Source organism: Parabacteroides sp. AF19-14, from assembly GCF_003635485.1.
In the GTDB taxonomy this organism is placed as follows: Bacteria; Bacteroidota; Bacteroidia; order Bacteroidales; family Tannerellaceae; genus Parabacteroides; species Parabacteroides distasonis.
Genome location: NZ_QTMJ01000012.1, coordinates 79,778 through 92,773, shown reverse-complemented (window position 1 = coordinate 92,773; position 12,996 = coordinate 79,778). Strand labels below are relative to the sequence as shown.

General features: G+C 47.4%; 13 protein-coding genes. 5 read left to right on the top strand and 8 right to left on the bottom strand.

Going from position 1 to position 12,996, the window contains the following annotated elements; all coding sequences use genetic code 11:
* Positions 1-12: 12 nt before the first annotated feature.
* The 5 genes from DWX33_RS13285 to DWX33_RS13265 all read left to right on the top strand — a co-directional run bounded on the left by DWX33_RS13285 (position 13) and on the right by DWX33_RS13265 (position 6,434).
* On the top strand, positions 13-3,867 hold the full coding sequence (locus DWX33_RS13285) for a tail fiber domain-containing protein (RefSeq protein WP_122380535.1): 3,855 nt from the start codon (positions 13-15) through the stop codon (positions 3,865-3,867).
* Positions 3,868-3,935: 68 nt separating this feature from the next.
* On the top strand, positions 3,936-4,283 hold the full coding sequence (locus DWX33_RS13280; protein WP_122369125.1) for a hypothetical protein: 348 nt from the start codon (positions 3,936-3,938) through the stop codon (positions 4,281-4,283).
* A gap of 16 nt (positions 4,284-4,299) precedes the next feature.
* On the top strand, positions 4,300-4,707 hold the full coding sequence (locus DWX33_RS13275; protein WP_122369124.1) for a structural protein P5: 408 nt from the start codon (positions 4,300-4,302) through the stop codon (positions 4,705-4,707).
* Between the two features lie 97 nt (positions 4,708-4,804).
* Positions 4,805-5,833 carry a RhuM family protein gene (gene rhuM, locus DWX33_RS13270; protein WP_022192591.1) on the top strand — a complete coding sequence of 343 codons (1,029 nt, stop codon included), beginning with the start codon at positions 4,805-4,807 and terminating at the stop codon, positions 5,831-5,833.
* 115 nt (positions 5,834-5,948) lie between these two features.
* Positions 5,949-6,434: a hypothetical protein gene (locus DWX33_RS13265; RefSeq protein WP_122369123.1), complete on the top strand. Its 486-nt coding sequence runs from the start codon at positions 5,949-5,951 to the stop codon at positions 6,432-6,434.
* 33 nt (positions 6,435-6,467) lie between these two features.
* Here DWX33_RS13265 and DWX33_RS13260 read toward each other — a convergent pair whose 3' ends face one another.
* From DWX33_RS13260 to DWX33_RS22395, 8 genes are all read right to left on the bottom strand, one after another.
* Positions 6,468-7,667 carry a pentapeptide repeat-containing protein gene (locus DWX33_RS13260; protein WP_122369122.1) on the bottom strand — a complete coding sequence of 400 codons (1,200 nt, stop codon included), beginning with the start codon at positions 7,665-7,667 and terminating at the stop codon, positions 6,468-6,470.
* A gap of 144 nt (positions 7,668-7,811) precedes the next feature.
* Complete coding sequence (locus DWX33_RS22590; protein ID WP_172718864.1) at positions 7,812-8,375, bottom strand: hypothetical protein; 564 nt, start codon at positions 8,373-8,375, stop codon at positions 7,812-7,814.
* Between the two features lie 115 nt (positions 8,376-8,490).
* A complete protein-coding gene (locus tag DWX33_RS13250) occupies positions 8,491-8,736 on the bottom strand; it encodes a hypothetical protein (RefSeq protein ID WP_229040517.1) in 246 nt (81 codons plus the stop codon).
* Between the two features lie 22 nt (positions 8,737-8,758).
* Entirely contained in the window at positions 8,759-8,983 is a 225-nt protein-coding gene (locus tag DWX33_RS13245; RefSeq protein ID WP_057316523.1) for a hypothetical protein, read from the bottom strand.
* A gap of 2 nt (positions 8,984-8,985) precedes the next feature.
* On the bottom strand, positions 8,986-10,683 hold the full coding sequence (locus DWX33_RS22585; protein ID WP_334311982.1) for an SNF2-related protein: 1,698 nt from the start codon (positions 10,681-10,683) through the stop codon (positions 8,986-8,988).
* Between the two features lie 1,065 nt (positions 10,684-11,748).
* Positions 11,749-12,396, bottom strand: coding sequence for a hypothetical protein (locus DWX33_RS13230; RefSeq protein ID WP_008780389.1), 648 nt, complete (start codon positions 12,394-12,396; stop codon positions 11,749-11,751).
* A gap of 6 nt (positions 12,397-12,402) precedes the next feature.
* The gene (locus DWX33_RS13225; RefSeq protein WP_122369180.1) at positions 12,403-12,822 is read right to left on the bottom strand and encodes a hypothetical protein; all 420 of its coding nucleotides are present in this window, start codon (positions 12,820-12,822) and stop codon (positions 12,403-12,405) included.
* 5 nt (positions 12,823-12,827) lie between these two features.
* The gene (locus DWX33_RS22395; protein WP_154395621.1) at positions 12,828-12,995 is read right to left on the bottom strand and encodes a hypothetical protein; all 168 of its coding nucleotides are present in this window, start codon (positions 12,993-12,995) and stop codon (positions 12,828-12,830) included.
* Position 12,996: the final 1 nt, after the last annotated feature.

Below are 12,996 nucleotides of genomic sequence, written 5' to 3'. Positions count from 1 at the left end.
ATACCGTTCGAGATGCGTATCTACGACAAGACGGGCGAGGTATTGCTTGACATCCCGGTGGACGATGACAGCTATCGTTACCGGGCGATAGCGCAAGCGAAGAAGGTGGAGCTGCGTTACTCCCTAGTGGATCACGTGGAGCTGCCCACCGGGGCGTATATCGAGTACCAGGGGGAAAGGTACACGCTGTGGTACCCTTCGGATTTCAAGAAGGAGGGCACGAGGGTCCTCGACTATACCGTCACCTTCGGCGGTAACGAGGAGATCCTGAAAAAATATAAGTACAAGCTGTTGTCCGACAAGCCGTACAAGCTCAAGTTCGTCATGACGGCCACGCCGAGGATGTTCATGGAGCTGCTGGTGGACAACTTGAATCTTTATGATTCCGGCTGGACGGTCGGTACGGTGATCGAGGCCCCGGAGAAACTGCTGTCGTTCAACCACGAGAAATGCTGGGCTGTCCTTGGACGGCTCACGCAGGAGTTCGATACCGAGCTGGAGATCGCCGGAAAGACAGTTCACTTGCGCAAGGTGGAGTACTTCAAGGACGCACCGGTCGCTCTCAGCTATGGCAAGGGAAACGGTTTCCTTCCCGGTGTAGGTCGTGCGAACCAAGGCGACAACCTCCCCGTTGAGATCCTTTACGTGCAAGGCGGCGAGCGGAATATCGATTACTCGGCCTATGGAAGCCAGACATTGTTGTTACCCAAGTCACAGGAGCTGGAGTACCAAGGCCGACGGTACAAGACCGATCCGGATGGGATGTATGTCACTCGCGCGGACAGGCCCCTTGCCTCTTATAATGAGGACAGCTACGACGCCAGCGATATATATCCATCCCGGGTCGGCACGGTGAGCGAGACCGACACGGAGCCGGGCGAGGACACGGACGGGAACGATGTCACGTTCTACAACTTCTATGACTCATCGGTTCCCGCCAACCTCAATTTCGAGGATTGCCTGATCGCCGGCCAGACCATGACCGTGATCTTCCAGACAGGCCGTCTTGCGGGCCGTGAGTTCGACGTGAAGTACGTGCATGACGGTCGTAAATTCGAGATCGTCTCGTCCGAGCAGGATGGCATGACGCTGCCGAACGCCTCCCTGTATCCGGAGGTCGGCGACAAGTACGCCGTTTTCAACATATCCCTTCCCGCCGCCTACGTATGCGACAACGCCACCAAGACCGGGGCGAGCTGGGACATGTTCCGGGAGGCGGTACGCTACCTGTACGAGCGTGAGGAGCGGCAATTCGCGTTCAGCGGAGAACTGGACGGCATATGGGCCAAGAGGAATTGGTTGGCGATCGGCGCCAAGCTGGTACCCGGCGGTTATGTCGATTTCAGCGATCCCCAGTTCCAGCCGGACGGTATCCTGATCCGGATCACCGGGGTGAGGGATTACATCAATAGGCCCCACAGTCCGGAGCTTGAGCTATCCAACACACCAGTAGGCGGTTTCCTGTCCGATGAGCTGGGAAAGCTGGAGAGCGAGGAGGTGGCGAACGAGACACGGCACAAGCAGGCCGTATCGTTCACCCTTCGCCGTTGGCGTGACGCGGTGGAGATGCAGGGGATGCTTGAACGGGCCTTCAAGGATTACGGCAAGGGGCAGGCGATGTCATGGCTTCGCACCATGTCGGTATTGGTGGGGCATGAGTCGTTGCAGTTCCGTTTCGTCAACCGTATTCCCACTGCGGACGGGCAGACGGTCACCGAGGTGGATCACGCCTTCACGTATGACGGGCAGAGACGTACGCTTGCCACCCCCTCCGGGATCTTGCAGCACATGACGTTGGGTATAGACTCTCTCGCCCCCTCCCACAAGGTGACCGAGTATAAGTACTGGAACATGGCGGCCTATACGTCTCCCTATCTGGGGGATGACACGGAGGCCATGTACCTGTACGCCCGCTGCGCCAAGTCGGGATCGGCGGGCACGTTCTTGTTGAGCAAGGAGCCGAGGGACTTGGATGACGGCTCGTATTACAACCTCCTTTGCGGAGCCTTGAGTACAGAGGTGGATGGCCAGCGCAGTTTCTCCACTCTTTACGGCTTCAGCGAGATAGGCCCGGGATGGATGCGGCTGAACAAGATCATTAACATGGACGGCACGCAATATTGGGACATGCTCTCCAAGGCGTTCCGGATCGGCGATGACAACGCTTTCCTCTCATACGACCAGCGAGACGGTCTCGTGTTGAAAGGCAGTATCTACCAATCGCCCTCCGGCGAGATCGATTATCCGGAGGTGGATCGGGGCGCTTACTCCGATAAGTCCGTCTATTACCCCGGCGACAAGGTATCTTACGATGGTAACGTGTATAAGTGTATATCCCAAACCACGCCCGGAATAACCCCCGATGACACGAGGCACTGGAAAAAACTCGTGGCGAAAGGCTCGAACAGTTTCAAGAACACGGTGTTCATCCGCACGAACGCCACGCCCGCCGTCCCCGTTGGCGGCTCGTACGCCTCCCCGTTACCGACCACGGAGGGATGGAGCGACGGAATCCCGTCCGGTGAGGCTATCTTGTGGGCCTCCACCCGGATCTTCTCGTCAGACGGGAAGGATCCACAGCAAGCGGCGTGGACGACCCCGAGGCAAATGACGGACACGGCCGATTTCGACGTGGAGTTCTCATCCGTAGCGAACCCGTCGGCCCCAAACGGTCATCCTAATACCAATACCCAGTGGAGCGACACCCAAAGTACGGACACGATCTGGATGGCCACCAGCGCCAAGAGAAACGGGGTATGGAGCGCATGGAGCGTATCCAAGATCAAGGGAGAGGAAGGCAAACCGGGAAAGGACGGGATAGACGGCACGGATGGCGAGGACGGGAAAGACGGCGATCCCGGTCCCCGTGGCGATCGTGGCCCCCGCTGCACCTACCGTGGCGATTACGACTCAAGCGCTACCTATAACGCCAGCTCCAAGATTACCGATATCGTATCGATCAAGAATAGCGATGGCACCCGCTCGTATTATGTGGCTAAGGTGGATGATAACGAGCCTACCTTCAAGGGGAAACATCCGACCAATACCGCCTATTGGGACACCTTCGGGGCGAACTTCTCCAGCGTGGCGACCGATTTGCTGATGGCACGGAAGATAGCAGCCTCGGAGATTGACGTGGAGGAGATCTTTGCAAACTTGGCAAGGATCGGAAACTTCACCATCACGAACGGGAACCTGAACGTGGATACTTCCGTTGCGGATCGTACCCAGATAACGTTCCCGAGAATGCTGACCATCGGGAAGACCACGCAGTTCGCCGGGAAGTTCGGAAACCGTAGCTCGTGGGGCGGTGTGTTCTTCGAGGGATTCGGTCCCTATTTTTACGACATGGGGGTAGAGAAAGTGTTGTACAGGGAGGGCACGGGGGTCGTGTTTAACGCCCCGGGCGGGAGATACCCGTTCTTGGGGGTACGGATCGATAACGGCAACGGTATCTATGGCTGGAACAGTCCCGGGAATATAGCCAACCTGTATATCAACAAGGACGCCGCGAGCACGGCCCATGTGTATATCACCAATTACCAAGGCTTGACCTCGTCCGATATCCGCCTGAAGAGCGTCTTCTTCGATATCCCGGACGTGCTGGATAAGCTGGAGGGTATCTCCGCGTTCTACTACACGATGAAGGAGGACGAGGACAAGCTCCTTCGCATCGGCGTGTCGGCGCAAGCCGTCCGAGAGGTTCTTCCGGAGGCGGTACAACTCATAACACCGGATAACGGGGATTCCTATTACGGAGTCGATTATATCCAGATGCTGACCGCCTTCGGGATCAACGGGATCAAGGAGCTTTACGCCAAGGTCAAGGCACTTGAGAAGAGGGTGGAAGAGTTGGAGAATAGATAGAAAATATTATAGGCCTTATCGGGGGCGGGCAAATAAAAGCCCCCGTATATATTAAAAGAAAACGAGTTATGGGAGTTGATTTGAATACGATATTGGCGATAATCGGCGCGATGGGCGGGGTTGAGGGGATAAAATGGGGCATCCGTGCGTGGGCGAACCGTAAGACGAACGCACGTATAGCGGATGCTCAAGCTGACGTGGAGGAGTTCAAGGCCCTGCGTGAGTATAACGAGTTCTTGCAAAAGCAGTTGTCTGAGAAGGAGGAACGGTTCGTTGAGCAGACCGGACGGCTCCGGCAGGTGCAGGACGAGCTTTTCACCTTGAAGGAGAGTTATTCGGACGTGAAGCTAGAACTGGCTTTAAAGAGGTGCGAGAAAAAGAAATGCGGCGATCGTGAGCCGCAGAACGGTTATTAATGAGGGAGGATAAGGAATGAGAAATAACAATTTACCTCGGGGATTACGTAACAACAACCCCGGGAACATCAGAAGGAATAGCGATGTCTTCCAAGGCGAGAAGACAAGCTCAGACAAAGAGTTCAAGCAATTTAAATCGATGGCATACGGGTATAGGGCGATCTTCAAGATCCTGTCTAACTATTACCGGAACTATAAGCTGGATACGATCCGCAAGATAATAGGAAGATGGGCGCCGGAAAACGAGAATAATACGAACGCTTACATTAAGGCCGTATCTGATTATGCCGGTATCCCTGCCGATGATCCGATCAACATCAACGATCGTGAGCAAATGATCCGGATTGTGGCCGGGATGAGCAAGGTGGAGAATGGGAGAGAGGCTGATATGTCGGATGTGATAACGGGGTGGAGCTTGTTATGATATCCGATGAATTAGGGTTTTAACAATGGGTTCTTTGACAGGATGGGATAGCCAATAACAAATAATTTTTACATTTGTGATGTGAAAGTTATATGTTATGGAAGAAAATAAAAACTTAGGTGAAATAGTCATCTTTAATACAGATAGTGGTGATGTGAAAGTGCAAATAGATGCCATTAACGAAACTATTTGGATGACTCAAAAAGGAATGTCCGAATTGTTTGATGTTAGTGTATCGACAATAAGCAGGCATATTAAAAATATCTTTGAAGATGGTGAGCTTGAAGAAAAAGTGGTTGTTGCAAAAAATGCAATAACCACTGAGCATGGAGCTATTGACGGGAAAACTCAAACGAAGGAAGTGACGTTCTACAATCTTGATATGGTCATAGCCGTCGGTTACAGAGTTAACAGTAAACGTGCGACCCAGTTTCGTATTTGGGCTACAAAAACACTTCGTGAATACTTGGTAAAAGGTTATGTTCTTGATGATAATAGATTCATAAAAGGCCAGTCGTTGACTTATTTCAAGGAACTGTTAGATCGAATTCGGTCGATACGTATATCCGAAAGAGTGTTTTACCAGCAAATCAAGGATATCTATATGTTAAGTATAGATTACGATAAAAATGACCAGACAACACTTGATTTCTTTGCGTCCGTACAAAACAAGCTTCTTTGGGCGGTAAGTGGAAAAACAGCAGCGGAATTGATTTATTATAGGGCGAACGCAAAGTTACCGATGATGGGACTTACCTCTACGGAGAAAGAAGGTATTGTTAAGTCTTCAGATATTAATATCGGTAAGAACTACTTAACGAAAGATGAGCTTGACAACTTGAAATTAATAGTCGAGCAATACCTATCTTTCGCAGAGGCCCAAGCTATCAACCATATACCGATGAGGATGAAAGATTGGGAAGACAACCTTAATATTATCTTAACGATGAACCGTAAGAGCATCTTGACTGATTTAGGTAAAATATCAAAAGAACTGGCTAAGAAAAAGGCAAAGAACGAGTATGCTTTATATAAAGAGGCTCAAAAGGAGCAAGAATATTTGAATAGTATAAAAGAATTGGATAAGGATTTAAGGAGTCTAAGAAAAAAGAACCCTCCTAAATAGCATATAACTTTACATTTTATTGGAGAGTTTGGCGGCTATCCCATCATCATGGTTTAGTCGCCTTTTTCGTATCCGGGCGGCATCCAAATACGGGTACAATCAAATTTTTATAATAATGAAACCTAGATGCATTGTATTAATAATGGTAGGTATCCTCTCCCTGTTTGGGTGTCGAACCAAGATTCAACCTGTCGCTATCGAGAATCGTATAGACTCGATCTACATAGATAAGTTGGTACCTTACCCAATGCCAGCCGATAGCGCCTCTATCCGTGCGTTGATGGAATGCGATGAGAACGGTAAGGTAGTCCTTCGTTGGCTGGACATGGCTAACACGAAGAACGTGGAACTCATGTTCAAGCTGGATAGTCTCGGTAACGTGATCGCCAATATGAGAGTTCCTAGAGATACGTTATATCTGCCTTCGAAAGAAATCTACGTGGATCGTAAGGTGGAGGTTCCGGTCTTTGTGGAAAAAGAGCTATCTCGTTGGGAGAAAATAAAGATTGAGGTAGGAGGGTGGGCGATAGGGATCTTATATGGATTCTTGATAGTTAGTATTGGTTATGTGATTGTTTGGTTGATAAAGAAACGTAGATGAACTTTAGGGTTAAAGATCTGTTGGAAGGGGGATTTACAGAATAGCTTGTTCTCTATTTGTAACGGATAGATCTACGTTTTTTAGATCAACATTCCGTAAATTTGTATTGAGTAAGACCGTTTTTTTAAGATTTGAATAATCAAGCTTTGAATATTGCAAGTTAGCATAACTAAGGTTTGCGAATGTAAGGTCTGATTGTGATAGATCTGATTGGTACATGTTGGCTTTGATTAATTTTGCTTTGGATAAGTTAGCCTTAAACAAGTCTGCTTTTGTTAGGTTTGCATTGGTTAGGTCTGCTTGACAGAAGATAGTCTCGATTAAATTTGCCTCAGATATATTCGCATTTTCCAACGTCGCTTTTAATAGATTTGCTTCAAACATTTCCGCCTTAAACAGTATGACCTTATATAAGTCAGCTTCTATCAATTTTGCCTGACTTAGTACTGCTCTAGATATGTCTGTGTAGTGTAAGTTCGCTCTAGACATATCTGTATTTATTAATAATGCGTTAGAAAGATTTGCCCTAGACAAATCTGCTTCTGACATATTTACTTCGGATAGATCTGCTTTAATTAGATTGGTATACGACAAATTTGCTCTGAATAAGTTTGCTCCAGTTAGTTTTATACCAGCTAGATATGCATTAGATAAGTCACCTTCTAAATCAGAAAAAAAATTATCGTCACTATTGAATAATAATAACATCAATGTTTGGATTTCATTTGATGGATTCAAATTAAATTCCTTTTTATAATCATTGATACTTGTAATTGATCTTATATGAGAACATAGAATGTTAAAAACAGTCTCTTTAAATTCATTGGGGTATTCTTTTGCTAGAAAAATAAGGTTGTATACTCCACCAGTTCTGGCAGATTCTTGGTTGCTTCCCAATAATTCTACACCTTTAGCAAATCTAGAATTACGCTCAGACTTGGCTTGTAGCTCTAGTTGCATATTTTGATATTCAATTTGTTTAGACTGTCCATCCAATTGTTTTTCTTGTTGTGAGATCCGTCTCTGATTTTGATATATATTATAAACGATGCCAAATACTCCAAAAATAGCAGTCCACATAGTGAAAAAGTCTTTTAAGCTAAGCCCAAAAGTATAAAGAGGAATGTTTGAACCAATAATGTCTCCGATTAGAATAAGGACAAAAGGTGCTAAAAACAATGAAAGGAGTATTGTTAGTGTTTGTTTTCTTATTTGAGATAATAATTGTGCCATGGTTGATATTCATATTGTTTGTGGACAAAAATACATAACGATTTTGGTGCTTCAAAAGTTTTGTACAACATTTTTGATAGTGTATTTAAATTGTATGCGTAATATCGTGGACTGATATAGTTCGATAATCAATCCACGATATGTTTATAATAGCAACCTCCCTTCCTTCTTATCCATCACCGCATTGAAAACACTTTTGTAGGTTTCGTACAACTCTTTCCGGCTTTCCGGCCCCGGCCAGTCGGCGAAAGACTCTCCGGCGAAGAATTTCCAAGCGAAGATCCGTTTGGCTTTTTCGGACAACTCTAACAGGTCGACCATATCCCGGATATCCTGCATACGTTCCCGGATATACTCGGTACGGTCAATACTATCATCGGGCTCATCAATAATGTTCAGTCTTCGCCAATCCACATTCTCATCTACCGGGATAGGCTTGTATTTATGCCGGTAGGGAGACGTGTCCGAGGTAACGTTCAGCTTTATCATTTGCAGGATATACCAGTCAAGTTCGGTATATTTACCTTGCTTGGCTTCCATAAGCCGGGAGAGGTGTTCCAGAGGCTTTTGAAGTAGCATACACATTACCTCGTTCAATACGTCAATAGCTTCACTACTCATTCCGGCAAGTGAGCAGTGATACTTAGCGTAATCCAGCCACCTGTCGTAACGTTTCTCAATATATTTATTCAATGCCTCACTTGCCATAGTTGTCTTTATTTGATATATTTGTCGCAGGTTGTAATGGGGTGGCGCTGTGAGGCGCTGCCTTTTTATTTATTCTCTTTGTTAGTCTTTATCTCTCGCTATAAAAATGTTATCTTTAGCCTTCTTTTTTATTCTTAGCCCAATCGATAATGTATTCAATACCAGCGTTGAATCCTTTACTGAAACCATCTTTAAACTCATGATTTGATATTCCATGATAGTAAGCCGAGCCGAAGCACAAGGCGAAACCAATGGCTATCAATACCATCCCTGTTCCAAAGTATGGATAAGCTAGGGATATATGGAATGGCTTGAACTGGATCGATATTCCAGACGTGAGAATGAATATTAGCGAGATCATTCCGATTATTAACAATGATATTTTAAGCATCTGAACCTCCTTTGTTTACATTGTGCGACATATTCTTTAATCTTGTTTGACTTTTATAATCCTTACATCCATAAGCGGCGAGATTAATGGCGTGCGTACCTATTCCTTGTCCGGAGAAGCATGGATAACGGATACATCTTACGCATTTCCTTCGTGGATATTTATTAGCGTCCTCCCGTTCTTTCAAGCGGTTGATTCCTATGTGTTCCTCTGCCATGGTTATTCCTCCTCCTCGGTCTCGTCGAATATCCGGGCCATCATATCGACGATGTTTGTTTGTATATTGTCCTCCGCGCCAAGCACGGCGTTGCTTATATGTTTTTTCTCCTCGATGATCCTGTAGAGCTTCTGGTCGATGGTCTTGCGGCCAAGCAGGTAATAGCAATTCACGGAGTCCTTTTGGCCGATACGATGTGCCCGGCTCTCGGCTTGGTCGCAATCTGCGTATGTCCACGGTAGCTCGATAAAAGCGACATTGCTTGACGCTGTCAACGTGATACCCGCCGCTGCGGCCTTGATGGAGCAGATGATGACGTCCGTCTTGGGATTCCGTTGGAAAGCGTCTATGGCCGCTTGCTTTTGTTGCATATCTTGCCGTCCGGTGACACACACCGCCGAGGGAAACGCCTGTAGGAGCCGGTCTACGATCTCATGCAGGTTACAGAAGAGGATGATCTTCTTTCCGTTCTCCCGAAAATCCTTCACGAAATCGATCACCTCTCTCAACTTACCCCGGGCCGTTATGTCCTTCAATATGCCTATTCGTACCATGACCTCGCCTTTCAGCGATTTTTGTACCTTCTCATCGTCGGCCTCCTTGTATCGTCTCAGATAATCCACCAAGTCACGCTCGGCGTCTTGGTATTCCTTGCGGTTGGTGATCTCGCAGGTCACGATCTGCCGTACCTTGTCGGGTAATTGAGTCAGCACCTTGGATTTTTCCCTCCGGAAGAAACAATGCTTCCAGAGCATGAAATTGAGCTCTTTCAAGTTCGAGGCCCCGTGCGGCCCAGAGCAATAGCGGCTCGTGAAATATTTCCAGCCTCCGAGATCGTTCATCCGGTCCATGATAGCGAGTTGGCATATAAGGTCGTTGGGCTTGTTTACGACAGGGGTACCGGTCAACAGGATGATCCACTCTTTCCCGGCGGTGATACCTTTGCAAAACTTGCTTTGTTGGGTAGCCGTTGATTTTACCTTATGGGATTCGTCAATGATCACGCTCTTGAACAACTTGATCGTATTATGGAACTCTACGTCTTTCAGCGTCCATTTCTCCGATTTGTTGATTCGGCGTACGAAATACTTCCGTAGGCTCTCGTAGTTCACGATGAACACATGGTTCATGCCCGTTTGCCAGAAGAATGGCCATGAGGTTCGTACCGAATCGGTCAATACCATGGCTTTCTTGTCCGTGAACTTGTGCCATTCACGTTGCCAGTTGATCTTGACCGTATTGGGGCAGATAACGAGACAGGGGAAAGCGCCGGCCTTGTTGATTGTGGCGATACTCTCAAGTGTATTGTGCGTTACAATATAATTATTTGTCAGATACAAATGATCCGGAGCGGTTACGCTTATACATACGGAATCTTCCTCTCTAATATATTCGATAGACGAGATATACCGTGAACAATAGTTTGTTTTTTTGATGTCCCATTCGGCGGCTTTCCGTTCAAGATAGAATGGGCAAACCTTGATCCTCACGTTTACTTGAAATTCCACGCCTTTACCCTCGTTTTGCCTATCGTATCTGCGTATGATCGCCTGTCCTCCAAGGGAACGTACCAAAAGGGCAATGTCACGCGCCATGCCATAGGAAAGGGTGCTGTAGGTGATCCTGTTTCTCTTTCCTGATCCATCCGTATCCATCAAACCGCGTAAGAGGTTGATGCGTTGCTCTACCGATCCGTGCATGTATTCGTATGGTATGAATTTCTCTACACTTGGTTTGTCAGCTTTGAGTCGTTTGATCTCTTGGTAAAATCGATTTTCGTGGACTGTCGGATTCTTTGTGATGTTGTATCGCGGGCATGTGGCGTAATCGTCCCGTACCAACAGCATATCGCTAGGTAAGAGTTTTCTTACCCTGTCGGCAATAGCCGTATCCATGTCCGGTGTAGAGAAAGACAGGCGCCCATTGCCATTGCAAAGGTGGCCGTCTCCCAAAAGTACCCCCATGATGTAAGGATGAATGATGTATAATCTCTCCTTGTACTTCACAGGTTCACACATTGGGATTTCCCATTTCCGTCTTGTATGGTTATGGCCAAAACCTTTTAGGTTGTAGGTCACGCCGGAATCCATGATCTCCTGTGTTGTCTTGGTGATCCATCCTTTCCCCTTTCTTCTACGGTTGGCATCCCGGACACACCATAGATGCTCTGGGCCGCATTCACAGGATACGCCATCAGAGAACGTCACTTTGAACACGCGGCGTTCTTTTTGCGGGTACACGCCACTTACGGTATATACATTTCCGTCCCTGCCGAATATCTCGTCCCCAATTTGTAATTCTCCAATCCTCCTAAAACTGTTTGGAGTAGCCACGTAACTACTGACCGGTTGTTGTTTGCCAAGTCCCATGTCGTCCCCATTGATAAACCGTTTTAGTTGTAAGCCTCGTGCGATTCCTTGCAGTTGATAGGGGTAAGGTTGTATCTTTAGGCCATGATCCTCGTCCAACTCGGGCATGTCCGGTATTTGATAGGCTATGTCCTCGTCGGTCTTAGACTCGTTCCCTCCCCAGTTGACGGGTTCGAAGTGCCTCACGTAATAGGTGAGCTGGTCTAGCTCCGCCTTGCACTTATTGTTGGCCGGGATCATCCACGCTCCGGTAGACTTGTCCCACCAGCGGACGCTGATGGCTGTCTTTAGCTTGTCAACGACCTGCTGGCGGTACCTGTCAAACCTTACCGCGTAGCATTGTCCCTTTTCCGTGTTTTGTAAAGTGATTTGCATAACGGTTGTTTTTATTATTGGTTAGGCGAACTCGTCGAAGGCTTTCACCTCCTCGGCGATCTCCTTGATCTGCTCTTTTTTCTTCCGTCCCCGTTTCTTAGGCTTCTCTTCCTTCTCGCCCGTGATATCCGATTCCTCCGGGGTATCGAAATCGAAGGATTCTTGCTTGATGCCATATTTACCTTCGAACAGGTAAGCGTCCACCTCGTAACTACATCTACCGATAGCCTCTTTCAACTCGGCTCCGTAAAGGTACCCGTCACCGGACTCGTCCTCATATTTGGTGAACGGGACGGAGAGGTTAAGGATCTGCCCGCTTTTCAGGAGCTTTTGCGCTTGGATTGATACGCCGGCTGATTCATCATTACCGCCTTTGCTGTATCCGGTGACGATGATATTCTTTAGCTTCTCGTTCAAGTCATCGTCGGAGGGATTGGCGACATTGACCAATGTAGCCTCGTGCATCTCACAGATTTTCACTACGTGTGGCTTAAGCCGGTTCAACGCGTACAGTAGATCGGGGTGGATAAACTGCTCCGATTCCTTTAGGATGTTGTTCTTGTAGTTCGCTTCCACGAACTTTTCCGTATACTCCGCCGTGAGCTGGTTGTTCTTGATCTTCACTTTCTGGATCTCGTACACGGGTTGCTCTTTTACTAATTCTTCCATGCTCTTTTAAAATTTAGGATTGTTATAACTCTGAGGCGCTAAGGCCATTTCAGTTTTCGCCTTGCTAATTATCGTGCGACACCATTCCAATTGGTGGGTCGCAGTCCGGTTCAATCTATCACACCAGTCGACTAGGTATTGCTCATCCTTGCACAGGCTGTCGATGATAGCGTTTACGGCCTTTGAGGTCGCTCCGGCCCGTGAAGCGGTTTCCCGTAATGTGTCGAATACTTCCGATTTCTTTTTCACGTTCAGGTGATATTTTGCGTCCGCTAACAGCTTCCCGGTTCGGGCGATATAGACGGCAAGGTCGTTTCCACGTAGGACAGCTTCTTGTACGTCTTCGCTCATTGTGATATTCAGGAAGGCATCTATGGCGGCTAGTTCCTTGGATATCTTGTCTGTCGGTGTGATATTGAGATTCATGATTTTTATTTTAAGATATAATCGTTGCCACAGTTGCCGCAATGATATACGTTGAATGTATTTCCCGTATGCGTCTGTAATTTCTTTACGAGTACGGAAGCTCCGCATATAGGGCATTTCTTTGCCAGCCTGCACTTTAGCCAGTCGATTAGGATTAAAACTAGACTCTTCATA